The sequence below is a fragment of the Clostridium cibarium genome, from assembly GCF_014836335.1.
Classification (GTDB): domain Bacteria; phylum Bacillota; class Clostridia; order Clostridiales; family Clostridiaceae; genus Clostridium; species Clostridium cibarium.
Map to the genome: position 1 here is coordinate 21,731 of NZ_JACSRA010000028.1, position 25,732 is coordinate 47,462.

At 29.2% G+C, this 25,732-nt stretch carries 26 protein-coding genes and 1 tRNA gene; 19 read left to right on the top strand and 8 right to left on the bottom strand.

All coding sequences use genetic code 11. The features are described 5' to 3' along the window. Positions 1 to 238 precede the first annotated feature (238 nt). From zupT to cypC, 3 genes are all read left to right on the top strand, one after another. The gene (gene zupT / locus H9661_RS15520) at positions 239 to 1,042 is read left to right on the top strand and encodes a zinc transporter ZupT (protein ID WP_191769647.1); all 804 of its coding nucleotides are present in this window, start codon (positions 239 to 241) and stop codon (positions 1,040 to 1,042) included. An 82-nt stretch (positions 1,043 to 1,124) separates the two neighbouring features. Then, on the top strand, positions 1,125 to 2,132 hold the full coding sequence (gene mltG / locus H9661_RS15525) for an endolytic transglycosylase MltG (protein ID WP_185966772.1): 1,008 nt from the start codon (positions 1,125 to 1,127) through the stop codon (positions 2,130 to 2,132). A 206-nt stretch (positions 2,133 to 2,338) separates the two neighbouring features. Continuing rightward, complete coding sequence (gene cypC / locus H9661_RS15530) at positions 2,339 to 3,598, top strand: CYP152 family fatty-acid peroxygenase CypC (RefSeq protein ID WP_143316257.1); 1,260 nt, start codon at positions 2,339 to 2,341, stop codon at positions 3,596 to 3,598. Between the two features lie 67 nt (positions 3,599 to 3,665). Here cypC and H9661_RS15535 read toward each other — a convergent pair whose 3' ends face one another. Both H9661_RS15535 and H9661_RS15540 read right to left on the bottom strand, forming a co-directional pair. Continuing rightward, positions 3,666 to 4,427 (bottom strand): EFR1 family ferrodoxin, encoded by a 762-nt coding sequence (locus tag H9661_RS15535; protein WP_191769649.1) that lies wholly within the window; start codon positions 4,425 to 4,427, stop codon positions 3,666 to 3,668. Positions 4,428 to 4,501: 74 nt separating this feature from the next. Then, a complete protein-coding gene (locus H9661_RS15540) occupies positions 4,502 to 5,482 on the bottom strand; it encodes an acyltransferase family protein (protein WP_191769651.1) in 981 nt (326 codons plus the stop codon). A 274-nt stretch (positions 5,483 to 5,756) separates the two neighbouring features. Between H9661_RS15540 and H9661_RS15545 the strand changes: the two genes are divergently transcribed. The 7 genes from H9661_RS15545 (at position 5,757) to H9661_RS15575 (ending at position 13,233) form a co-directional block, all read left to right on the top strand. After that, on the top strand, positions 5,757 to 7,049 hold the full coding sequence (locus H9661_RS15545; RefSeq protein ID WP_143316260.1) for a GntP family permease: 1,293 nt from the start codon (positions 5,757 to 5,759) through the stop codon (positions 7,047 to 7,049). Positions 7,050 to 7,091: 42 nt separating this feature from the next. Continuing rightward, a complete protein-coding gene (locus H9661_RS15550; RefSeq protein WP_143316261.1) occupies positions 7,092 to 8,234 on the top strand; it encodes a glycerate kinase family protein in 1,143 nt (380 codons plus the stop codon). Positions 8,235 to 8,392: 158 nt separating this feature from the next. Then, positions 8,393 to 9,424 carry a CdaR family transcriptional regulator gene (locus tag H9661_RS15555; RefSeq protein ID WP_191769653.1) on the top strand — a complete coding sequence of 344 codons (1,032 nt, stop codon included), beginning with the start codon at positions 8,393 to 8,395 and terminating at the stop codon, positions 9,422 to 9,424. Positions 9,425 to 9,579: 155 nt separating this feature from the next. Continuing rightward, the gene (locus tag H9661_RS15560; protein WP_243129577.1) at positions 9,580 to 10,683 is read left to right on the top strand and encodes an ROK family protein; all 1,104 of its coding nucleotides are present in this window, start codon (positions 9,580 to 9,582) and stop codon (positions 10,681 to 10,683) included. Beyond that, entirely contained in the window at positions 10,684 to 11,046 is a 363-nt protein-coding gene (locus tag H9661_RS15565) for a sulfite exporter TauE/SafE family protein (protein WP_185966773.1), read from the top strand. A gap of 269 nt (positions 11,047 to 11,315) precedes the next feature. Then, entirely contained in the window at positions 11,316 to 11,621 is a 306-nt protein-coding gene (locus H9661_RS15570) for a LysM peptidoglycan-binding domain-containing protein (RefSeq protein WP_143316263.1), read from the top strand. A 274-nt stretch (positions 11,622 to 11,895) separates the two neighbouring features. After that, on the top strand, positions 11,896 to 13,233 hold the full coding sequence (locus tag H9661_RS15575; RefSeq protein ID WP_143316264.1) for a peptidoglycan-binding protein: 1,338 nt from the start codon (positions 11,896 to 11,898) through the stop codon (positions 13,231 to 13,233). Between the two features lie 179 nt (positions 13,234 to 13,412). Here the strand turns inward: H9661_RS15575 and H9661_RS15580 are convergent, their stop codons facing one another. The 4 genes from H9661_RS15580 to H9661_RS15595 all read right to left on the bottom strand — a co-directional run bounded on the left by H9661_RS15580 (position 13,413) and on the right by H9661_RS15595 (position 16,963). Next, positions 13,413 to 13,931, bottom strand: a complete 519-nt coding sequence (locus H9661_RS15580) for a peptidase M56 (protein ID WP_143316265.1) — start codon at positions 13,929 to 13,931, stop codon at positions 13,413 to 13,415. 42 nt (positions 13,932 to 13,973) lie between these two features. After that, positions 13,974 to 15,212, bottom strand: coding sequence for a hypothetical protein (locus H9661_RS15585; protein ID WP_191769655.1), 1,239 nt, complete (start codon positions 15,210 to 15,212; stop codon positions 13,974 to 13,976). 118 nt (positions 15,213 to 15,330) lie between these two features. Next, positions 15,331 to 16,569, bottom strand: coding sequence for a hypothetical protein (locus H9661_RS15590; protein ID WP_191769657.1), 1,239 nt, complete (start codon positions 16,567 to 16,569; stop codon positions 15,331 to 15,333). Positions 16,570 to 16,876: 307 nt separating this feature from the next. Continuing rightward, positions 16,877 to 16,963 (bottom strand) — tRNA-Leu (locus H9661_RS15595). Between the two features lie 231 nt (positions 16,964 to 17,194). On the opposite strand from H9661_RS15595, the gene H9661_RS15600 reads away from it, so the two are divergent. Both H9661_RS15600 and H9661_RS15605 read left to right on the top strand, forming a co-directional pair. After that, positions 17,195 to 17,887, top strand: coding sequence for an iron-sulfur cluster assembly scaffold protein (locus H9661_RS15600; RefSeq protein ID WP_143316268.1), 693 nt, complete (start codon positions 17,195 to 17,197; stop codon positions 17,885 to 17,887). A gap of 26 nt (positions 17,888 to 17,913) precedes the next feature. Further along, positions 17,914 to 18,915, top strand: a complete 1,002-nt coding sequence (locus tag H9661_RS15605) for a GGGtGRT protein (RefSeq protein WP_191769660.1) — start codon at positions 17,914 to 17,916, stop codon at positions 18,913 to 18,915. Between the two features lie 112 nt (positions 18,916 to 19,027). On the opposite strand, the gene H9661_RS15610 is transcribed toward H9661_RS15605, so the two are convergent. Together H9661_RS15610 and H9661_RS15615 are read right to left on the bottom strand one after the other, a co-directional pair. Next, entirely contained in the window at positions 19,028 to 19,435 is a 408-nt protein-coding gene (locus tag H9661_RS15610) for a hypothetical protein (protein WP_191769662.1), read from the bottom strand. Between the two features lie 118 nt (positions 19,436 to 19,553). Continuing rightward, complete coding sequence (locus H9661_RS15615; RefSeq protein ID WP_191769664.1) at positions 19,554 to 20,732, bottom strand: MerR family transcriptional regulator; 1,179 nt, start codon at positions 20,730 to 20,732, stop codon at positions 19,554 to 19,556. 295 nt (positions 20,733 to 21,027) lie between these two features. Between H9661_RS15615 and H9661_RS15620 the strand changes: the two genes are divergently transcribed. The 7 genes from H9661_RS15620 (at position 21,028) to H9661_RS15650 (ending at position 25,536) form a co-directional block, all read left to right on the top strand. Next, positions 21,028 to 21,555: a flavodoxin domain-containing protein gene (locus H9661_RS15620; RefSeq protein WP_143316271.1), complete on the top strand. Its 528-nt coding sequence runs from the start codon at positions 21,028 to 21,030 to the stop codon at positions 21,553 to 21,555. 197 nt (positions 21,556 to 21,752) lie between these two features. After that, positions 21,753 to 22,124 carry a nuclear transport factor 2 family protein gene (locus tag H9661_RS15625; protein ID WP_143316272.1) on the top strand — a complete coding sequence of 124 codons (372 nt, stop codon included), beginning with the start codon at positions 21,753 to 21,755 and terminating at the stop codon, positions 22,122 to 22,124. 256 nt (positions 22,125 to 22,380) lie between these two features. Beyond that, positions 22,381 to 22,833: a hypothetical protein gene (locus H9661_RS15630; RefSeq protein WP_143316273.1), complete on the top strand. Its 453-nt coding sequence runs from the start codon at positions 22,381 to 22,383 to the stop codon at positions 22,831 to 22,833. A gap of 261 nt (positions 22,834 to 23,094) precedes the next feature. Then, a complete protein-coding gene (locus H9661_RS15635) occupies positions 23,095 to 23,520 on the top strand; it encodes a GNAT family N-acetyltransferase (RefSeq protein WP_143316274.1) in 426 nt (141 codons plus the stop codon). An 86-nt stretch (positions 23,521 to 23,606) separates the two neighbouring features. Next, on the top strand, positions 23,607 to 24,110 hold the full coding sequence (locus H9661_RS15640; RefSeq protein WP_191769666.1) for an AAA family ATPase: 504 nt from the start codon (positions 23,607 to 23,609) through the stop codon (positions 24,108 to 24,110). A 76-nt stretch (positions 24,111 to 24,186) separates the two neighbouring features. Continuing rightward, entirely contained in the window at positions 24,187 to 24,807 is a 621-nt protein-coding gene (locus H9661_RS15645) for a CatB-related O-acetyltransferase (protein WP_143316276.1), read from the top strand. A gap of 180 nt (positions 24,808 to 24,987) precedes the next feature. After that, complete coding sequence (locus tag H9661_RS15650; RefSeq protein WP_143316277.1) at positions 24,988 to 25,536, top strand: GNAT family N-acetyltransferase; 549 nt, start codon at positions 24,988 to 24,990, stop codon at positions 25,534 to 25,536. The last annotated feature ends 196 nt before the right edge of the window (positions 25,537 to 25,732 follow it).

A 25,732-nucleotide genomic window follows, 5' to 3' on the forward strand; every position in this document is an offset into this window, starting at 1 on the left:
ATTATTGACAATTCTCCATATACTTTTCCTTAAGTTTCTTCATGGGAAGGTCTATTTCTTAATTATTAAATTTGTTATCTAATTAATAGAAATTTACCTTGATATAGACAAAATAAAATAAAAGAGATAAAATATAAGTGATAATTATTATCAATTACTTTGAAGTTACTTGATAATTGATAGATTTCCTGCATATAATTTTGTAAATTATATATGACAAATAATAAGGAGGAGTATAATGAATGACGTATTAATTGCCTTTGGATTAACACTTTTTGCTGGACTATCCACAGGAATAGGAAGTGCTATAGCGTTTTTTGCTAAAAAAACTAATACAAAGTTTTTATCTGTGAGTCTAGGATTTTCAGCTGGGGTAATGATTTATGTTTCTATGATTGAATTATTTCCTCAGGCAAAAAAATCTCTCACAAGTGAATTGGGCATAAAGATGGGATCATGGGTTACTGTTATAGCTTTTTTTGGAGGAATGTTATTAATAGCTCTTATAGATAAATTTATACCTAGTGGGGAAAATCCACATGATATATATAAGGTTGAAGATATGGATAAGGAGAATTTAGAGAAAAACAATAAACTTTTAAGACTTGGAATATTTACAGCCTTAGCAGTTGGAATTCATAATTTTCCAGAGGGGTTAGCGACTTTTATATCATCACTTCAACAGCCAACAATAGCTATATCAATTGCTGTAGCAATAGCTATTCACAATATTCCAGAAGGAATAGCAGTGTCGGTACCAGTATATTATGCTACTGGAGATAGAAAAAAAGCTTTTCTTTTTTCATTTCTTTCAGGACTGTCAGAGCCAATAGGTGCACTTGTTGGATATCTTATTTTAATGCCATTTATAAATGATATGGTTTTTGGAATACTTTTTGCTGCTGTGGCTGGGATAATGGTTTTTATATCTTTAGATGAATTATTACCTTCAGCAAGAGAATATGGAGAACATCATCTTTCTATATATGGGTTAGTCGCTGGAATGGTATTAATGGCAGTAAGTTTATTATTGTTTATCTAAATAATTAAGTAATAATATCTATTATTTAATGCATACTAAAAAGGATTATAAATTATGATTAAACTTAATTATGGAGGAACTAATGAGTAAAAAAAATATTATTATATTTTCTATTATACTAGCTGTAGTTTTAATATGTACTGGGGTAATATTTAAGTATGTGAAAAAATTAAATACTATTAATGAAGATAACGCATATTTAGTTGTAAAAAGTGAATCTTCATTAAAAGATCTATCACAGCAGCTTAAAGATAAATCTATAATTAAATTCAAGAATGTATTTTTTATTTATGCAAAAGTAAATGGATTAAGTGAAAAAATGAATGGTGGTAATTTTGTTATCAGGCCAAATACTAGTTATAAAGATTTAATATTAAAACTACAAAGCGAGGAATCTGATTTTTCTGTTGTTACTATACCGGAAGGATTTACTTTTTATCAAATAGCTGAAAGATTAGAAAAAAATACAGGTATAAAAAAGCAAGATTTCTTAAGATTAGGAATTGGTGATTTAGTTTCAAATAATATAGTTTCAAAGAAAAATAATACGTACTATGAATTAGAAGGATTCTTATATCCAGATACGTACTATATACCAAATGGATCTAATGATAAAGATGTTGCAAATTTAATGTTTAATAGATTTAGAGATGTATTTTCACAGAAATATGTTAATCGTTCAAAGGAATTAGGATTAAATACTAACGATATTATAACAATTGCATCATTAATTGAAAAAGAGGCAGCAAATGATAGTGAACGTAAAAAAATAGCAGGAGTTATATATAATAGAATAAAAAAAGATATGTTATTGCAAATAGATGCTTCTGTAATATATGCAATAACTAAAGGGGAAAGTATAATAGATAAGGTATCATATAATGACTTAAAAGTGAAAAATTTATACAATACATACATTAATAAAGGATTGCCACCTGGGCCTATTGGAGCAACAGGGAAACCTTCAATAGAAGCAGCTCTTTACCCTGAGGAACATGATTATTTATATTATGTTGCAAATGGTGAAGGCCATGTTTTTAGCAAAACCTATGAAGAGCATTTGAGTAATGTAAAAAAATATATTAAATAGAAATACTAAATTATAAAGAGTGAAATTTTGTAAAAGATATAGATGTATTTTCGACTATATCTTTTTTATATGGGATTAGATTAGCTTAAAAGATTTTAGTGGATAATTTTTAATAAGAGAGAAACAATAAAATAATAAGAATTTTTTATTCTTGATACTTTTGTAATTATATTTTCTGATTAAGGTAGAATGGAGAAGATAAATTTATGCTATTAAATGAAAAAATTATGCATGATAAAGTTCTAGATAGTACTTTAAATATGCTAAAGGAAGGGTATCTTTTTATTAAAAACAGGACTACTAAGCAGCAAACTGATATAATTGAAACTAATTTAATGGGAGAAAAAGTAATTTGTATTAGTGGAAAGGAAGCTGTTCAGTTATTTTATGATGAAGAAAGATTTCAGAGAAAAGGGGTTGCACCAAAGAGGGTACAAAAGACCTTGTTTGGGATGAATACAGTTCAAGGGATGGATGGAAAGGAACATTTTCGTAGAAGACAACTCTTTACGTCTTTTATGACAGAAGCGAATCAAAGAAAACTGGGGAATCAAGTAAGGGAAGAATTTGAGAGAGCTATTACTAGATGGGAAAGTGCAGAGGAGATTATACTCTTTGATGAAGGAAATGAGATTCTATGTAAAGTAGCATGTTCTTTTGCTGGAGTTCCACTCTTAGAATCAGAAGTGAAGGAGAGAGCTGGAGATTTTAGTGCAATGATCGATGCCTTTGCTGCTGTTGGACCTAGACATTGGAAAGGAAAAAAGGCAAGAGATAGAGCAGAAGAATGGATAAAGAATATAATAGAAAATGTTCGAATAGGCAAGTTTTTGGCTGATGCTGATTCAGCTCTTCATGCTATGTCATTTCACAAGGAACTTGATGGAAGTTATATGGATTCACATGTAGCTGCAGCAGAACTTATTAATATCTTGCGCCCCATTGTGGCAATTTCTACTTACATTACATTTACAGCTTTAGCATTATATAATCATCCGGAATTAAAAAGCAATTTAGCTAAAGAGAATAAGAAATATGAAGAAATGTTTGTACAAGAAGTTAGAAGATATTATCCATTTACACCATTTCTAGGAGCCAGAGCAAAAAAAGATTTTATTTGGAATGAACATAAGTTCAAAGAAGATATGCTTGTATTACTTGATATATATGGAATTAATCATGATTCTCGTATATGGAAAAATCCTGATGAATTTGATCCGGAGCATTTTAGTGAATATAAGGATAAGTTATGTGAATTTATACCTCAAGGTGGAGGAGATTATGAAAGAGGACACCGCTGTCCAGGAGAAGGTATTACCATAGAAATTATGAAAGCAAGCTTAGAGTTTCTTGTAAATAAGATTGAATATGAAGTTCCAGAGCAGGATTTAAGTTATGATATGGGAAGGATTCCTACATTGCCAGAAAGTAGATTTATAATAAGGAATGTAAAAAGGAAGTTTTAGAGATTTAATTATAATAAGCTTGCTATTATTTATTTCCAATAATAGCAAGCTTATTACATAGTAATTATTATTTTTTACATCTTGGATTATAATATCTACCTTTATCTCTTGTAGATTTACCGTATTCAATAGCCTTTTTAGGACATCTATTAATGCAAGCTAAACATTGGGTACAGTTTGTTCCCCATTTAGGCTTTCCATCAACTTTAATGTTGTTTGTAGGGCATACTTTCTCACATAATCCACAGGATATACAAGAATTACTTGCAAAAAATTTCTTGGGTTTAATTCCATATTTCATAAATAGTGGATTAATAAGTTTACTTTTTATATATGGAAAGTGTCCTAAAGTAATTTCAAATTTATTTTCTCTTTTATCTATAGATGTATTTATTTCTTCAATTCGTTCTTCAGCAGTATCCAATATAGCTTCTATAGAAGTTTTAGACTTTACATGAGTTAATATTATATAGTTACTTGGCATAGCAATGGAAAATCCACTATCTAATTCTAATCCTTTGCTATTTAAAGTATCTTTTAAATTTCTCATTGTATATCCAACATTAGCTTCACAAGTGCTAATTGCAAAGGTATAATTTGCTTTGTAATTTTTAAGTTTTAGCTTATTTATAAAATCAACAACCATTTTAGGGGCATTCCATGCATAGATGGGAAAAACAAACCCAACAAGTTCACTGTCATCAAGTGTATATTCAAAATTATTCTTTTTAATTTCATCTGCTATAGAAAAAAGTTTCTGGCCTTGAGCTATAGAAATTTTTTCAGCAGCCCATAGGGAATTTCCTGTTCCTGAAAAATAGAATATCATTAGTTTTCCTCTTTTCTAATCATTTCTTATTCTTAATATAATTGTAATAATTTTTACAGAATGTGTCCACTAATTTATTCTAAAAGTATTATTTTAGCTTTAGTTTTTCTAAGTAATGTAATTACTAGAGCAGATAGGCAGAAGGTTAAAATAAATTTAATCATGGAATTTGTAGCAGCATTAGGAAGAAGTGCTTGAATCCACAACATTAGTATTTGATGAGAACAATATATGCCTATGCTATATTCTTTACAAGTTTTAGAAAATTTATTGGAGATGTTTTTTTTATAATTAAGAGCCCAAATTAAAATTGATGGAGCAGCAATTATAGCAGATAAGTACATATTTGCATCCTTAGCAATGCCAATTTTGTTTAATACAAATGTTTCAATTAATAATAAGATAATTGAAGAAATGCTAAGTATTCCAGCATTTTTTATCTTGTAATTTAACTTGTATTTATTAATTGCTGCACCTAAAGTGATAAAAAGTATTGATTCAGTAATACCTATTTGTGGAAGTACAAATATTGATGTATACCCATTTATTAAAGGATTATTAAATAATCCATAATAAGTATCTCCTGTTGTTCCAAATAGATATAGTATAAATCCAATTATAAGCAAAAAGATTATTTTATCTTTTTTTAGTAATTTTGATATTAATAGAATAGTAATAATCAGTGAAGAAATATACCAAAGACTGCCTGTAACCCCAAATAATAATAGTCTCATAATAATAGAGAGTGGGTCTTTAAAATAATTTAGTATACCTGGTGATAAGGCTACAAATTCTATAGCCACCCATGATCCATAAAGTATCAGTAATCTTTTTAATGTAGACTTGGGCTCTTTTTCTAAATTAATTCTGTTATATAAAAAGTATCCTGAAACTATAAAGAAAAATGGCACTGCTATTCTACAAATCCCCATACTAGTTACAATCCTTAAATCCTCATTTATAGAACTAAAAGCCATTGTATGAATGACCATGACTAAGATAGCAAAAACTAAGCGTAGTATATCAATCATTCCATAATATTTTTTTGTCTCCATATTATCTATATCCCCCTTATAAATATTTACATATATATATTCGTAGAAAAAAAGAAAAAATTTTAAATAATCCCAAATGGATTTTATATATCAGATATCCTTAAAATGTAAAGTTAGTTGTGCAAATGAACAAAGAAAAAAGTTAAGTAAACAATATCAAAAAGGGAATGAATAAATTATTATTAATAATGTAACTTAGGTAAACGTTAACGTTAAATGATTATTACTAGAATTAACAAATCATAAAAATCATCTAATTTGAGGAGGAATAAAAATGTCAGTTATTCATTGGAGTGGAGCAATAGTTGGATTGATTTTAGCTATAGTTTTAATATTTAGAAAAGTAAATCCTGTATATGCCCTTTTTGGCGGTGCTATAGTAGGAGGATTAATTGGTGGTGCAAGTTTAGCAGAGACAACACAAATTGTTATTGATGGTACAAACAGTGTAATGGGTGCAGTAGTTAGAGTGCTTGCAGCAGGGGTACTTGCAGGGATTTTAATTGAATCTGGAGCAGCAGAAAAAATTGCAGAAACAATAGTAGAAAAACTTGGTGAACAAAAAGCCCTTTTAGCAATAGCTTTAGCAAGTATGGTTATTACTGCAGTAGGTGTATTTATTGCAGTTTCAGTTATTATAGTTGCTCCAATAGCATTATCTGTAGCAAGAAAAGCAGGACTTACTAGGTCTTCAATACTTTTAGCTATGATAGGGGGAGGTAAGGCAGGTAACATAATTTCACCAAATCCTAATACTATTGCAGTAGCAAAAGGATTTAATTTAGATTTAGCAGATGTAATGATAAATGGGTTTATTCCAGCAGTAGTAGGATTAGTAGTTACATATTTTGTTGCAACATGGTTAAACAAAAAAGGAGAAGCTATTAAAGAAACTGGAATATCAGAGGCAGCAACAACAACTAGTAAAGAAAAACCAAGTTTTGGTAGAGCTATGGTGGCTCCAATTGTGGCTATTGTATTATTATCAATTAGTCCTATTGGAAATATCTTGAACGTTAATTTCTTGGCAGCTATTAAAATTGATTCTATGATTATACTACCAGTTGCAGGGATAATAGGTTTAATTGCTATGGGTAAATTTAATAAAGTTATTCCTTATACAACCTCTGGGTTAAATAGAATGACAGGTACTGCAATATTATTAATTGGAGCTGGGGCAATAGCAGGTATTATTTCTAAATCTAACTTAAGTGAGGTAGTAGTATATTGTATTAAAACAACAGGTGTTTCAGGAGTTTTTCTAGCACCAATATCAGGAATATTAATGGCAGCAGCTACTGCATCAACATCTACAGGATCAATTGTAGCAGCTGGTAGTTTTGGAGATGCAATATTATCCATGGGAGTATCTCCATTAAATGCAGCAATTATGGTACATACAGGAGCAGTAGTTATCGATCATTTACCGCATGGTAATTTCTTCCATGCAACAGCGGATTCTGTTAAGATGAAAATAAATGAACGGATGAAGTTGATTCCATATGAGTCTATAGTTGGTGGATCGATGGCTATTGTAGCTACAATAATATATGGATTTTTAAGATAGCAAGATTTATTATAAATATATAATAGGTAAGGGGAGTTAGAGATGAAAAAAGACTTAATTATAGCATTGGCACCAGATTCTTTTAAGGAAAGTATGACGGCTAAAGAAGTCTGTGAAGCAATGGAAAGAGGAATTAAGAAGGCAAATAGCAATATTAAATGCGTACATATACCTATGGCTGATGGTGGAGAAGGGACTATGCAGTCGCTAGTAGACGCTACTAATGGAGAAGTACACTCATTGAAGGTAGTTGGTCCGCTTGGAAATGAAGTAGAAGCACAGTATGGTATTTTGGGACATGGTGAAATAGGAATAATAGAAATGGCTAGTGCTAGTGGAATACAACTAGTGTCTTCAGAAAAAAGAAATCCTCTAATAACTACAACTTATGGTACTGGTGAACTTATAAAAGCTTGTCTTGATCATGGGGTAAAGAAATTGTTAATAGGTATTGGTGGAAGTGCTACCAATGACGGTGGTGCTGGAGTTATTCAAGCGCTTGGAGGAAAACTGTTAGATCTTGAAGGAAATGAATTAGGTTATGGTGGGGGAGAATTAGGAAAATTAAGTAAAATTGACTTAAATAATTTTGATTCTCGTTTAAATCAAGTTACAATAGAAGTTGCTTGTGATGTTAACAATCCACTTTGTGGAGAAAGAGGAGCTTCAAATGTATTTGGACCACAAAAAGGTGCTACAAAAGAAATGATAGAAATATTAGATCACAACTTAAAGCACTATGCGGATGTAATAAAAAAACAGCTTGGAAAAGATGTAATAGATGAGCCAGGAGCTGGGGCAGCAGGTGGACTTGGAGCTGGACTTATGGCATTTTTAAATGGTACTTTGAAAAAAGGTATCGAAATGGTAATAGAATATGCAGAGCTTGATAAAAAAGTAAAAGATGTAGATATGGTTTGGACTGGTGAAGGAAGTATAGATTTTCAAACTCAATATGGTAAGACTCCTTTAGGTGTTGCAGCGGTTGCTAAGAAATATAATAAACCAGTGGTTGCTCTTGCTGGAAGAGTTGGTGAAGGTATTGAAGTTTTATATGAAAAAGGTATAGATTCAATATTTGGAATAACTAAAGGATCAACTTCCTTAGATGAAGCTTTAGCTAAGGGACAGGAAAATATAGAAAAGACAGCTGAGAACATAATAAGGCTTATGAACTTGTTATAGTGTGAAAAAGAATGTATAATTGAGAAGTTTTTAAGGTGTTTAAAATATTTGAAAGTGCGCTTGATTTTTGGCGCACTTTTAATTAATATTTATTTTTAGTTGCTTATATTTTAAGTGTCTATAATTGTATTTTACTATATTTGAAAGGTGTGAATTATATGAAATTATCTAAATCTATAGCGCAAAAAATTGTTTTAGAGATGATGAATGTCATTCCTTATAATATAAATGTTATGGATGAAAATGGAGTAATTATAGGCAGTGGAGACATTAAACGTATTGGCAATATTCATGAAGGTGCTAAAAAAGCAATAGATAAACAACATGTAAATGAAGTTTATGAAGAAAAAGGAAGAATGAAACCGGGTGTAAATGAGCCTATCATAATTGATAATAATATAATAGGTGTAATTGGAATTACAGGTAATCCTGATGAAGTGATGAGATTTAGTAAGCTGGTTCGTGTTACTGCAGTTCTTTTAATAGAACAAGAAAAAATTAATGAAGAAACCCAAAATAAGAGGTTAAATAGACAAAGATTTTATCATGAACTTGTTCATAGAAAAACAGAATATGATAATGAATTTTATGTGAGAGCAAAAAACTATGGGATTGATTTAACCAAAAAGTATCAGGTGATTCTTGTAGATTGTAATATAGATTCACAAGGTTTTAGAACAATATGTAATAGGCATTTTCATTATTTCGAGTTAGATAACAATAAAACAGTATTTTTTATTAGAACTAATCAAGAAGCCAATACATTGATAAAGGATTTAGAAGAATGTGAAGATATAAACAAGATAGGTATTGGAGGAGAAGAAGATATTGTAGCTGTTTCGTTAGAAAATGCAGGACTTGCAATAGAATTTGGAATTAAGATAAAACCTTCTTCAAAGATATATATTTATGATGATCTAAAACTATTTATCCATTTATCTTATGATGATAAGTCAAACTTAATTTCATTACTTTCCAATCTTGATAAGGTTGGAAATAAGTTAGAACTTATTCAAACTTTAGAAGCGTATATCGAAGAGAATGGTGATATTAATAATGTGGCAAATAGGTTAAATATACATAGAAATACTTTGAATTATAGATTAGATAGGATAAAACAACTAACAGGGAAAAATCCAAAAGTTTTGTTAGAGTTATTTGAACTATTATGTGGGTTAATTTGGAGATAATTATATGGTAATAGATTGTTAAGGGATAAACTATAGAGGAGTTTATCTTTTTTTTTATTTACAAATATATTCAAGTAGAAGATGAAAATAAAACTTATTTCCAAAATGGTCAAAAGGTGATAAAATTATCTATAGGAAGGAAGTGGAATTTTAAAGTGTTAAAAAACTTTGAATCATTGAATATAAGATGTAAAAATATATTTGGAGTTGTTCAAAAAAATGGGCCTATTACTAAAAGTAAATTAATTGATATAACAAAAATAAAATTAACTACCTTAAATAGGGATCTCAAAATATTAATAGATGAGAAAATAATTGTAGAAACTGATATTGGAGAATCTACAGGGGGAAGAAAACCTAGTTTGTATGATGTAAATACAGAGAAGTTTTATATTGTTGGGATAGATATTTCAAGAACCTATACGCGTATAGTTATTACAAATTTGAAACTTGAGATAATAGGAGAAGAGACACTTAACCATGATTATAACATTGAAAATTCAAATGATATTATACTTACTTCACTTAAAATACTATTTAGAAAATTGCATGTAAAAGAATCAGAGCTTTTAGGAATTGGGATAGGAATAGTTGGTGGATTTAATATTAATCCATTATATAAAAGATTAAAAGAAGAATTTAATGTATCAATTTGCATAGATAATGGTGCAAATACAGCTGTTATTGGAGAATACTATTTTGGAAGTGGGAAGGGTAAGAATAATATAGTATATATAAACTGCGGTGTTGGGATAAGAACAGGAATTATCTCTTCGGGAGTTTTAATCAGAGCAATTAATAATCTAGAAGATGTATTTGGGCATATGGTCGTTGATGTAAATGGAGAACTATGTTCTTGTGGGAATCATGGTTGTATTGAAAGTTATGTATCGATACCATATATAATAAAAAAGTTTAAAGATGAAAGTAAAGTTAATGATGATATAGGCTACAGAGATATTTGTAGGCTTTCAGAAGAAGGTAACAAAGTTGCTACAAATATAATAAAAAAATCTGCATTATATTTTGGAATAGGGCTTTCAAATTATATAAAACTATTTAATCCAGAATTAATAATTTTAAGTGGACCATTAATACAGAATTCAAGGGTATTCTATGAAGAATGTAGAAAGGTAGCAGTAGAAAAATGTCATGTTAAAAATGAAAATATAATTTTTGCTAGAGGTGGTTTATATGAAGATAAATCAATAGCAATTGGTGCTTGTGTAATGGTTATACAAAAGATGGAGGGAAGATAAATGGTGGATACAATATTATTTATAGTAATTGGTTTAGCTGCTGGAGTGTTAAGTGGTATGTTTGGCATAGGAGGTGGGGTAATAATCGTTCCTGCATTAATGTATTTTTGCAAATTTAGTCAGCTAAAAGCACAGGGAACATCACTTGCAGTTTTACTTCCACCAGCAGGATTAGTGGCATTTATTCAATACTATAAAAGAGGACAAGTAGATGTAAAGGCAGGAATTTTAGTATGTGTATTTTTAGTTATTGGATCGGTTTTTGGATCTAAAATAGCTGATAATGTTCCAATACCAATTTTAAAAAAGAGTTTTGGAGTTATGATGATTTTAATATCATTGAAAATGATCTTCTCAAAATGATGGATCAAGGTAGAATGGTATATATAAAAATTATCATTAAAAGTAAATTGGGGAGGCGAAAGTAGAAATGGCACAAAAAACTGTTTTAGATACATTAAGAGAAGAAGGAGAAGGTATAGAATTAGAAGATATCACATTATTTTTGTTGATGAATAAACTGAATATAAGAAATAAGAAAGTGGTGTAACTAATGTATGCAGAAGAAATAGAAAATTATTTTTTTTCAAGAAAGTATTCTGCTTAGACCCAATAATTAAGGAGGCAACATTATGTTTTACATTGTTCAACCTGGGGATTACTTAAACTTAATTGCATGGAGGTTTGGTGTGAGTATTGAGCAAATACTACAATTCAATCCAGTGGCATATTATTACCCTTTATATGTGGGACAAAGACTCTTTATTCAATCCCCTAATTTCAGAGCAATTGTTACTTATACGGTAACCGGTGGGGATACTCTAGACTCTATTGCAAGAAAATTCAATACTACAAAACAATCGATAATGCAACTAAATAATTTATCTAGTGAGGTTGTATCTTCAGGACAATCATTAAAAATTCCTACTAAGCTATAGTTTTTGCTAAATATAATCTATAAAATAATACTTTACTTTAGGCTATGTCTAAGAAGCATATTAGTATTAAGGAAACTATAAATGAGTTTCCTTAATACCTATTTAAATAATATTTTGTTATGTATTACTTTTCTTATTTCTATATCTAGAAAATTTAATTATTTATATGTTAAGCATCATATCCTTTTAGTGAATAGTTGAAAATTTATTGTAGAAATTTATATACAATAATCATATTGTATTATATAAATAATCATTAAAAAGGAAATTGACTATGCAAACAGGAAGTTTAAAAATTCATGTATTTCAGGGTGATTCATATATACCTTTAGAAAATGCTAAAATTACTGTAATTCAAGATAAGGAAACAAGTAATAGACAAATCACTCAAAACTTATCAACAGATTCATCTGGAATTACAAATGAAATAGAATTAGAAGCTCCTTCACTAGATTATTCTATGAAATTGTCAGATAAACTACCTTACAGCCTTTGCATTATAACTGCTGAAGTACCTGGTTATAAAAAATTAACCATTAAAGGATGTCAAATATATCCTGGTATTCAGTCTATTCAATATTGTCATTTGAATCCTATAAGTACTAGACAAAATAATACTGAAGACATTATAAATATATCAGCAAATGCACTGATTGGGAATTATCCAGCTAAAATACCTGAATCTTCATACCCAATCCCTTTAACTAAACCTTCAGTTAATTTTGCTATTATTGATCCAACAAGACAAGTAAATCCTTCCACCATAAAGGTACATGATGGAGATCCAAATGAAAATGCTACAGAGTTTATAGAGGATTTTAAGCAATATTTCAAAATCGTCTTAGCATCAGAAATATATGCTAATTGGCCTAAAGAAACAATAAAAGCTAATGCAATTGCTGCTATGTCTTTTACTTTAAATAGAATATTTACAGAATGGTATTTTGGAAAGATGAAGAAATTTCATATTACAAGTTCAACAGCTTATGATCACAAGTACATCCATGGAAGAAATACTTTTGCTTCAATAGATGGAGTTGTAGATGAGTTGTTCACAACTTATATAAAAAAACCAGGTTATGAGTTTCCTCTTTTAGCACAATATAGGGATGGACTAAGAGTACCTCCTTGTTCTGGATGTCTATCACAATGGGGGAGTAAAGAACTAGGAGATAAAGGGTTAACAGATAAAGAAATATTAAAATCTTATTATGGTTCTGATATAATATTAAATAGAATAACAAAGAGTGAAAATATGTCTGAATCATATCCAGGATTTCCATTACAAATAGGTTCCACAGGTGAAGCTGTTGAGACAATTCAAAAATCTTTAAATAAAATCTCAACCCATTTTCCATTAATACCAAAGTTAACTGTTGATGGGATTTTAGGTAGTAGTACTAAAAAAGCAATAGAAACTTTTCAAAGCATTTTCAATTTAGCTAAAACAGGTACTGTAAATTATCCAACTTGGTATAAAATTTCAGATATTTATGTAGGAGTAAGTGGTGCTGTTAGACATAGAGGGGTAGAAAAAACTTTTATACCACCTTTTTTTTACGGATATGACTATAATATACCAACACTAACTTATTTTGATGAGGAATATTAGTTGAATTTTACAATTAATTGCCTATATTGTTTACTCTAGAACTAATTTTTTGTACTCAATTCATTAATATATATCTTTAGTGTTTAATTTTAGAAACAAATGATGTATTACTGTATATTAGTCAAAAAAAAATGTTTATTTCTAGAGTAAACAAATTATATAAATTGATTTGAAACAAGTTATGATAAAAACTTTAATGTTTTAGAAATTTCTTGTATATTGTATTTGTCAGCCCATAATATGAAATAATAATAGATATTATCATCAACTTTTATTTCTTTAGGGTATTTTACTAGTAATTCTGCTTGATTATTAAATGCTTGTGATTGATCATTAGAGGGCATTATTAATCTTGCCTCTTGACCTTGAATAACTAGTTCAGTTATTTTAGGATTACTTCCATATGGTTTTAGTGAATGGCTTGATTCAATTTTTGCTATTTCATCTATTTTTAAATTTTCTCCATTATAAGCAGAAACCTGAAAAAATCCATCTTTTCCTTCGTATTTTTCTGTATAATTAGGATTTGGTTTCCATTCAGAATTATATTCTAATGAAACATTAAAAAAATTATTTCTATAAAGTTTTGTACTATGTTGCTCTTGTAAATTTGATGTGCTTTTTAATGTAGCTCCTAAAAAACAAAATGTAATAGCAAATATATTAACAGTTAAAAATATTTTTTTTATAACATTCATAAGTTTATCTCCTAATTTAGATAAAATAGATTAGTATTTAATCTAAGTCTTAAAAATTGTTTTTTTCTTTACCCACTTAAATCCATCAACTTTAGTAATAATTACTACATCAGTTGATCCACCAACAGATTCCAAATCAGTTGTAAATCTACGCCTTGTAGAGGTTAAATTAACAAGTGCTTCAGCTAGAAAAATCATTTCTTCTTTACCAAGAAATGTAACCATATCTGAAAAAGGTTTGGTATATTTTTCCTTTTGAATAAGTTCAAAATCATCTTTTATTTCCTTATTAAGTTTTTTTCCTAGTCTTTTTAGTATATCTATTTCTTCACTAGAAAATTCATGAGCTAAATTGGCATTAGATTCACTTTGTATTGCATCTTGTATTGCTTCGAAAAAATTGTTGAAAATAGTATCTGTCTTGTTAAATATTGTATTTTCAAGTTCTGTGTCTATCCCTTTTGTATAGGTGTCTACTACATCTCTTTGAGCAAATGGAATAAATGTTGCTTCAACATCACTTTCTTCCAATCCCACTTCTACCTTGGTTACAAGTTCATAAATTAGTGTTCCAGAAATTACTCCCGTAATTTTATATTCAATTATTGATGGGAATATTTCTTTATTTCCATAACCTGCAATTACTATATTAGTTGGTCTTTTTGTTGATCTAAATAAACAATCACTTTTACTAATAATATGTGCACACAATAATACTATATTTTCTTGAGTTTTTCTGTCAATTCTAATATTATCAATTTCGTTCATGTACTTCTTTAGATATTCTCCATGAGTTTCTAAAAATAATTCTACAAAATTATCATTAAATCCACTTAAACATCTCATACTTGAAAAATATTTGAGGTTTTCTTCTACATTTTTCCTTAAAGTTTCCTTTCGATTATGCACCGATTTTTGTTTAGGAATATTCTCCATTAGGCAATAATCTAAAACTGATTTTACAAGTCTTTTCTCATAACCTGAATTATAAACCTTTCTGTTTTTTGATAAAAAGCTTAAAAAATCATCAGCATACTCTTGTAATGTATCAAAGTATTTATCTTTAAGAGATGTTTTATATACTTTTATTATTGTTTCACATGGTATGTCGGTAAGATCAGGATTGTCATAAAACATAATTCCAACAGGATGATTTTCAGATATATTAAAAAGTTTTTCCACTGTAATAAATTTCTTTACGCCTTGTATGTCTACAGTGGCAACACTATCTGTAGCTAATGCAACTCCAGTCTTATTAAGAATTGCTATTTCAGCAGTCATATTACAACTCCTTTCGTTATTGCTTTCATATTATTATGATTCAAAATATAGCTACTAAAATATTATTTGCTATTTGTAGTATGAGATTAATATCATTATTAAATTCTATATTAAAAATTTATTTTTTTGTCATAAATACAAAGCCATCACCTTTAGTAATAAGGGCAATATCAATTGGACCAACTTCTGCTTGTTCGTAAGAACTGAACTTAACCCCAATTGCAGTTAAATTTACAAGTGCATCAGCTAGAGATATCATATCTTCTTTTCTAATGAAATCAATCATAGATAAAAGAGGATCTACCAACATTTTTTGTTGCAAATCTTTAATGTTTTTCTTTAAATCTTCTATAATCAGCATACATATTTTATCTATTTCATCTTTCTCTTTAACAATAAATTCCTGAAGTGCATTATTGTTATTATATTTATTCTGTATTTCCTTTAAAAATTTATCAAAAATTTTTTTAGCTTCATCTAATATCTTATATTCCAAATTCGGATTAATTCCATTTATATAAGTGTTTATTAAATCTTTTTCACCAAAGGGAATAATTTTTTTTAGTAGCTCATTCTCATCATCGGATCCTATACTATAACTTTCTATTAATTCATATATTAGTTTCCCATCAATTGCACACACTATGTTGTATCTATACAATGATGGAAATATTTCCTTATCACCATAACCTGAGATTACTATGCTACCATTGTAAATGTTTCTAATCATATAATCAGTTTTACTTATAACATATGCACACATGGTTATTAAATTTTTTTGTGTTCTTTCATCAATAGCAGATATAACTGGATTAATTATATGATCTGTACTGTTTTTTATATATTCTTTTAAATCGTTTGTATGTTTTTCTAAAAATAATTTTATAAAATTGTCATCAAATGAATTTGAAAAAATTTTTTTTGAAAGAGATGCAATTTGATTATCTATTTCATCACTTATAGCCTTTTCATTACCTTCTATTAATTGAACTCTATCTTGGATTTTACTTAGACAATAACGCAAAACTTCCTTTAAAAACCCCATTTCTGCACTCCAAGAATAAAAGCGATTATCATTTGGTATAAATTCAATAAAATTTTCTGCATATTCTTGCAATTTATCAAATGATTTGTCTCCAATTTGTGACCTATAAACTTCTATTATTGATTCCCAAGGTATAGTATCCATAAATCTAACACTACCATCTAGCATAATTCCAACAGGGTTATATTTTGATAAAGGAAAGATTTTGCTAATTGAAACAAACTTCAAAGATTGAATTCCTACCACAGGTTCAAAAGTATCAGCAGATAATACAACTCCACTTCTATTGAGAATTCCTATTCCGACAGTCATTACTATAAACCTCATACATTTAATGTTTTATTTCAGTATATAATTTATGATTGATAAATATTAAATATAACTTTCTGAATTTTTGACGAAGATTAAGTTGATGGTTATTATATTATAAATTTGGTTGTTTAGGAGAATTTTTAGCTATTAAGTTTATGGATTTGTTTTTTAGGTAATGAAATCTATATAAAGGAGCTAAGATGTAGAAGGGTAGCTTGAATAATAGAAAGAATTTCAAAAAAGTCTGGTAAATAAAAAAAGCCATATTACAAGATAAATCAAGTAATATGACAATTCTATTAAATAATGGTGCCGGTAGCCGGAGTCGAACCGGCACGGTATTGCTACCGGCGGATTTTGAGTCCGCTACGTCTGCCAATTCCATCATACCGGCACGTTTTGCAACATTGATATAATAACATATTATTTTTAATAATTCAATAAGAAATTTTTTTTTGTTGGAAATAAAGAAAAAATTTGAATATAAGGTTGTTAGAAAGTGTTACTTTTGCTAAAATAGATGGTAGGATAAAAATATCCCCAGTGGGACGTTTTTTAACCTACCTTATTTATGTAGCTAAGGACAAGCTATAATAATTTAATAATTAAGGAGGAGAAGATCAATATGATGTATTCAAAAGAAGTTGAAGAAATGTGCGTTGTTGCAAAAGGCCCAAATCATGGACCAGCACCAATTCCTGCAGAAGGAAAATGGGTTCAATCTAAAGAAGTAACTGATATATCAGGGTTAACTCATGGTATAGGTTGGTGTGCACCACAACAAGGAGCTTGTAAATTAACATTAAACGTTAAGGACGGTATAATCCAAGAAGCGTTAGTTGAAACAATTGGATGTTCAGGAATGACTCATTCAGCTGCTATGGCTTCAGAAATTTTACCAGGAAAGACTATTTTAGAAGCATTAAACACAGACTTAGTTTGTGACGCTATAAACACAGCTATGAGAGAATTATTCTTACAAATAGTTTATGGAAGAACTCAAACTGCATTCTCAGAAGGTGGACTACCTATCGGAGCAGGACTTGAAGACTTAGGTAAAGGATTAAGATCTCAAGTTGGAACTATGTATGGAACTCTTGCAAAGGGACCAAGATACTTAGAAATGGCAGAAGGTTATGTTACAGATGTAGCTTTAGATGCTGATAAAGAAATCATTGGATACAAGTTCGTTAACTTAGGAAAGATGATGGAAAACGTTGCTAAGGGAATGGATGCTAATGAAGCATTAGAAAGTGCTAAGGGACAATACGGAAGAGTTCAAGACGCTGCTGAATTAATTGACCCAAGACATAAATAATTATAGGTAAAGGAGGAAAATATATTATGGCATTATTTGAAAGTTATGAAAGAAGAATAGGACAAATCACTCCTGTATTAGAAAAGTACGGAATGAAGACTATGGAAGACGCTAAAGCAGTATGTGCAGAAATAGGAATAGATCCATATACTATAGCTAAGGAAACTCAACCAATCGCATTTGAAAATGCTGGATGGGCTTACACTTTAGGAGCTGCTATAGCTATAAAGAAAGGTTGCAAGAAGGCTGCTGATGCTGCTGAAGCAATCGGAGAAGGTTTACAAGCATTCTGCATACCAGGATCTGTTGCAGATGACAGAAAAGTAGGACTTGGGCACGGAAATCTTGGAGCTATGCTTTTAAGAGAAGAAACTAAGTGTTTCGCATTCTTAGCAGGTCACGAAAGCTTTGCTGCTGCTGAAGGTGCTATTAAAATAGCTGAAAAAGCTAACAGAGTAAGAAAAGAACCATTAAGAGTTATCTTAAACGGTCTTGGAAAAGATGCTGCATTCATTATTTCAAGAATTAATGGATTCACATATGTTCAAACTAAGTTTGACTATTACACTGGAGAAGTTAAAGTAGTTAAAGAAAAAGCATACTCAAACGGAGAAAGAGCTAAAGTAAGATGTTACGGTGCTGACGACGTTAGAGAAGGTGTTGCTATAATGCATATGGAAGGTGTTGACGTTTCTATCACTGGTAACTCAACTAACCCAACAAGATTCCAACACCCAGTTGCTGGAACATACAAGAAAGAATGTGTAGAACAAGGTAAGAAATACTTCTCAGTTGCATCAGGTGGTGGTACTGGAAGAACTCTTCACCCAGATAACATGGGTGCAGGTCCAGCTTCTTACGGTATGACTGATACTATGGGAAGAATGCATTCAGATGCACAATTCGCTGGATCATCTTCAGTTCCTGCTCACGTTGAAATGATGGGTCTAATCGGAATGGGTAACAACCCAATGGTTGGAGCTACTGTTGCTGTAGCAGTTGCTGTTGAAGAAGGAATGAACAAGTAGTTTATATTAAAGGCTTTAGAGCATTTATATATTTGACTATATTGGAACTAATGTTAAGTTAGTTCGTTAAGATATAGCACACGTTATTTAGGGATAATCTAGTTGACGTGTGCTATTTTTTCATATCTTCTAGCAGATAATCACAGACTTCCTTGTGTATTCCTTGACGTTTCAAAGCTAACAATAAATACCTAGTGTTAAGTTGTCCATCAATATACGTTTGTACAAAGTTTTCATATTCCTTGTATGTAGGGCTTGCGTCAATAAATAATGAACTTAAATTCTCACCATAAAAGGCTTTTGTATTTTGTGATACTTTACCTTTTGCAATCCTGTCTTTTAATACACTTAAACCGTTAAGAATTATACTAACCTTTTGTTCTGTTATATTGTGGTCAATGACAAAATTGTAGAATGCAAATTTATCTTCTGTTACACTAGACAACATCAATTGTAGTATTTTTATTTGATATTTTAATAATTCATATTTTTCGTCTCTTGCTCCTGGCATTGTTTCCATTTAATCACCCCTATTTTAGTATAATATATTATATCAGAATGAGTAAGAAATTCTATTTTAATAGGTTACTTTTCTTAATCAGGTATGAGTATGATATAATTTTTATTCCTTTAAATTTTTAATCATTATTTTCACAATAAAACTTAAAAGATTCTCCAATAAATCTAGCTGCCCCTTTTCCATATTTTTTATCTGTAGGACTCATATCATTATCAGCGTTTTTTAGATAAAGGTCAGCTAAACCTGAAATAACTGCATTGGACTTTAAACCGGAATCTATTCTATAAAAATCATAATTTCCTTTAGTTGTTTTAGCTATTTCATTAACAATCTGCTGAATCTCTTTAGAAGTAGGGTCTTTACTTAAATCAGATGTTAAATTTACATATAGTCTATCTAATTTAGGCATCTTATCTTTAAAATGAATCTTAAAAACCTCTCCCCAGAATTTAGCTGATCCACTACCATATTTCTTATCAATTGCATCTATCCATTTTGGATCTTTAGAAAAATTTTTAGAGAGATGATACCAACGAGTGTCGCCTTTAATATCCATATTAAAAAGCTTATAATCCTTTTTAACAGTATCAGTTATTTCTTTAGCTATTTGCTGAATCTCTTCTGAAGAGGGAGCTTTAGTTAAGTCAGATAGAAGTTTTTTAAATAATTCTTTTAATTTTGGATTATTATCATTGAGAAAATGATCATAAAATTTATCCATTTCATCTGATATAGTCCTTAGCATAGGATTACTTAAGTCTTTCTTCAAAGCTTCAACATAATTTTTCATACTTCCGTAATTTTTTATAGCACCTTTAACTATTTTGTCTTCATTTGCTTTAAGGGCTTCAATCATTTCATCAAATTTATCTATACTTCCAAAGCGTTTAATAACTTTATTTTTATCTTTATTCTTATATTCTTCCCATACATTATAATATTCGGTCATATCAAATTCTTTAAAACTCATAGTATCCTCTCCCTTTATGGTTTTATTTATAAGCTTTATTAAGCCATTCAATCTATTACGCTTTATAATCAGTAGCTTTTTTTGATTTTCTAGAGCTTGCATTTTATTAAAATTGGGTTTATCCATGATTTCCTTAATCTCTTTTAGAGGTATATCAAGTTCTTTAAAAAATAAAATTTGTTGCAAGCTTTCAAGAGCTTCATCATCATAGAGTCTGTAACCTGCTTCTGTAACTGCACTTGGTTTTAACAATCCTATTTCATCATAATAATGCAGCATACGTACACTTATTCCTGTCAAATCTGAAACTTGTTTTACTGTTCTCATGATTATTCCTCCAAATATGATTTTATAGCCGTGAATACAAAGAAAATACTTTGCCGGCTATAAGTTTTGGCTTATATTTTTAAACTCTATTTTTATATTACACTATGACATGGTGTTAGAGTCAACACTTAATTATGAAGTAAATGGAAAACATAGATATTATTCTAAATAAATGGTATTATAAAGAAGTAGTAAATTATAAATTTAAGTCAATGAATATTATTAAAGGTGTGAAAATCTTGGGAGCGTGGATAATACACAAATGAAAATTAATATGTATATATAGGGGTGAATAATGAAAACAATAGTAATTTATAAGTCCAAAACAGGGTTTACCAAAAAATATGCAGAGTGGATTGCAGAAGAATTGTCAGCTGATATTTTTAATATATCAAAAGTTAATATCAATATGCTTGATAAATATGATACCATAATTTATGGTGGTAGTTTGTATGCAGTTGGTATTATTGGCGTAAATTTAATTACAAAAAACATTAATAAATTAAAAGGAAAAAAGATAGTGGCTTTTGCTACAGGAGCATCACCTTTAAGAGATGAAGTTATAAATGAAGTTAGAGATAAGAACTTTACTACAGAACAACAAAAATATATCAAGTTTTTCTATCTAAGAGGTGGTTTTAATTATAACAAACTAAATCTTTTTGATAAATTTCTTATGACATTATTAAAATTGAAAATAAAAAATAAAAAGAAGGAAGAGTTATCATCTGACGAAATAGGTATGCTTGCTGTGTATAATAGGCCAGTAGATTTTACAGATAAGAAGAATATAGATAAAATAATAACTTATGTTAATTCATAGATAAGTATTTGCTCCCTTGTTAAAATTATCATAGTAATTTTAACAAGGGAGCATTGTTATATGAATAATAATAAATTAAGCAGGAGGTGGAAAAAGTACTTTACACATGATTTAAAGATAAGCGAATATGCTAATAGAGTTATACATATAAGTAAGTAGGATTAGTTAAAAAATTATAAGATGGGAGGTTGGTATGGATGAAAGAAAGAGAGCAAGTTATTAAGAATTACTTTCAATCTTGGATAAGTAATGATTGCAAAATATTAAGGGAGATTTTTGATACAGAAATAATATATAGTGAATGTTATGGCCCAGAATATAGAGGAATAGAGGTTGTTACAAAATGGTTTAAGGATTGGCATAAGCGAGGAGTTGTGTTTTCATGGGATATAAAGCAATTTATTCATTCGGCCAATATAACTGTAGTCGAATGGTATTTTAAATATAAGTATGATGAGAGTATTGAGGAGTTTAATGGTGTATCGCTTATTGAATTTGATGAAGGTAAACGTATCATAAGCTTAAAAGAATTTCAATCAAAAATCCCACATTATTACCCTTATGATTAATATGGTAATATTCCAAAGAATATATATTCTTGTATGGTAATATTCTTCAGAATATGCTGCGAAAATGCGGGTTAAGAGGAACTTGAATGAAAATATAATAAAATTTAAGCTATTTAGCTTAAAAAGAAAAAAGAAATATGTATATGCAAATGAGCTAGTTAATTTACTGGTTCATTTTTTTATTCCTACTACCAAATTCGACAAGAAAAGCTAAATGTTTTATACTTATAGTATATTTTTTTACTGGAGGAATGCAATGGATATATTTGATCAAATGATATTATATTTTAAGTTTTTTTGTGCTATTTTTATTATAACTACGATACTAAATAAATTATTGTTTAAAGATTTAAACGCAAATGATGGATATTATTATACTAGTAAGGAAATTCAAGAATCAAATGAAAGGCTTAGAAAGAGCATTTTAATAATTAAAGGTATTAGTTGTTTTTTTACAGTTTCAATAGGTATAATTGGACTTTTTATAGTTGTAGCTTCTTTGGGATTTGCTGGAGCAGGTGGTAATTCTGGCGGTGGATCAAGTTATTCATCAGAAGATAATAACATACATCATGTAAGACCAAATGATGTACAGGATTATTATAGACAGGATGGTACTCATGTTGATGGATATCATAGAGGTGGAGATGAAGGCTATTATAGAAGTAATCCAGATGGAAGAACAGATAATAATCTGAACTCTCGTTAAATTACAAGCTTTATGAGAAGAAATATACAAATTGTTAAGTTAATATATTAGAGAATTAGGGATGCATACATCTAGTGGTGAAATAAGAACTACGATGTATGTCTTTTTTTATGGAAAATCATAAAAAATGTGAAGCTAAAGGATAGAGTGAGGCTAGTTTTGGTTTCATTATGTGGTAAAATTAGTTAATGGATATAAAATAATATAGAAGTATATTTTGGTTGAAGTAATTATCGCTAAAGTTTTTGGAGGAAAATTTATATGAGCAAGTATATTATAAGAGAAAGTAAAAATGAAGAAGCAGATTTAATTGTTGATAAGATAGTTGAATACAATTTATCAAAAGTGCCACTAAAACAGGAAATTGATTTTTTGTGGATAAATAGAGTTATTGAGGACATGGATGGAGAGATTGTTGCTGGAATACTTAGCAAGATGTATTGCTGGAATTGTTTGTATATAGATACATTATGGGTTAAGGAAGAGTATAGAAAAGACGGGCTAGGTTCTAAATTATTAAAAGAGATTGAAAAGGCCGCAAAAGAAAAAGGATGCCACTTAATTCATTTAGACACCTTTGATTTTCAAGCTAAGGACTTTTATCTAAAGTATGGGTACGAGGTATTTGGAATATTAGATGAGTGTCCAGAAGGTCATAAAAGATATTATATGAAAAAGAATATTTAAGCAGTAGGGAATTAATAAAATTATTATACAAATAATGAGTCGTTTTTATAAAGCAATTGTGATTAAAATTATAGGAGAGTAAAGTGATGAAAAATCTTATTTTTATAAATGGAACTATGGGGGTAGGAAAAACAGCAACAAGCAAAGAATTGCAGAAAATGTTACCTAATTGCGTTTTTCTTGATGGTGATTGGTGCTGGGATATGTCTCCCTTTATTATAACGACTGAAACCAAAAAGATGGTTGTAGATAATATTAGTTACATCTTAAATAATTTCATTTTATGTTCAGAATATGAAAATGTTATTTTTTGTTGGGTAATGCATGAGCAAGCCATTTTTAATGATGTATTATCTAGACTGAAGAAAGATGATTGTACATTATATAAATTTTCTCTTGTATGCTCAGAACAATCATTAATTGCACGAATTACAAAGGATATTAAAGAAGGGGTAAGGAAGAAAGATGTTATTGAAAGAAGTGTGCCAAGATTAAAAAACTATTTTGAAATGGATACAGAAAAAATTGATGTAAGTGAGATTTCTGCTAAAGAAACAGCAGAAATAATATATAAGTATATAATACATTAACTATAATTATTATATTAAGATCTTATAAAGCCATTAAAAAACTAAGAGAATCTTTTTATTTATGTAGGAGGAAGCTATGAATAAGGATAAGGTTTATCCAAGAACAGGTGACAAAGAGACGGTATACTTAAAGTCAACTATTACAAAGCCTAATATTACTGTTGGGGATTATACTATGTATAATGATTTTGTAAATGATCCAACAAAGTTTGAAACTAACAATGTTTTATATCATTACCCAATTAATGATGATAAATTAATAATTGGTAAGTACTGTTCTATTGCTTGTGGTGCAAAATTTATGTTTACTTCTGGAAATCATAATATGAATTCACTTTCAACTTACCCATTTCCAATTTTTTATGAAGAATGGGAGTTAAATGGTGTTGATATAAAAAATGCGTGGAATAATAATGGAGATATTGTAATAGGAAATGATGTTTGGATTGGTTATGAAGCAGTAATAATGCAAGGAGTTCATATAGGTGATGGTGCAATAATAGGAACGAGGGCTGTTGTAACAAAAGATGTTCCTCCATATACAATTGTAGCAGGAGTACCTGCTAAAGAGATTAGAAAACGCTTTTCTAAAGATATAGTAGCAAAATTATTAGAACTCAAATGGTGGAATTGGGATGATGAAACTATTCAAAGAAATCTACCTAATATTATGAAGGGAAATGTTAATGGATTTTGAAACTTGTTTTAATATATATCAATCAATTTTGATGGAAGGTGCTTTGGGAGGAAGGCTAAAACCAGAATTTAACATTTATAAAATCTTAAGAGGATGTGTGGTACTGACAATACTTATATTGAGGAAATAGCAAAAAGGTGAAAGCAAGATCAATTGAATATTATGCTACTGGAGGAAAAGATGGTTGTTGAAGAGAAAAGAATAGAATGTAAAAACATAAACTGGATACTTCGTTGTCCAACAAAATATGATGCAATGGAATTATCCAAACTAAGAGTTAAAATTGATGGAGAAACAGAAAATCTTGATAGAGAATCTGGTGAAGGGTTACTAACACCCGAAGATTTTGAAGAACTTATTTATGAAGATTCAATAGATGAAAAGCATATGTTTTTAGTTGCAGAAGTAGAAGGTAAAATTGTTGGGTTTACTCGTTGTGAAGGAAGTAAGTTGAGTAGATTCAGACATAAAGCAGAGTTTGGAATATGTATATCTAAAGAATACTGGGGATATGGAATTGGTAAAGTAATGATAGAAAATATCTTGATGTGGGCAGATACTGCTGGAATTAAGAAAATTTCATTAAGTGTAGTACAAACAAATAAAAAGGCAATTCATTTATATAAAAAATACGGATTTGTAGAAGAAGGAGTATTAATAAATGACCGTATCCATAAGGATGGGAATTATTACAATACCGTTATGATGGGAAGAATATTAGATAAGTAAGTACTAGAAACTAAAATAGAAAACAACATGTTAAACTAAGTGTTTTTTTATATTATACAAAAAAATAAATTAATGAGCCTATATTTTTTAGGCTCATTTTTATTTTAAAGAATTAATTTAAATTAGCAATTAGAAGATAACTGATTAATGAATATTGTATTTAGAGTTATAGTCAAATGTAAAAAATGTGGATTAA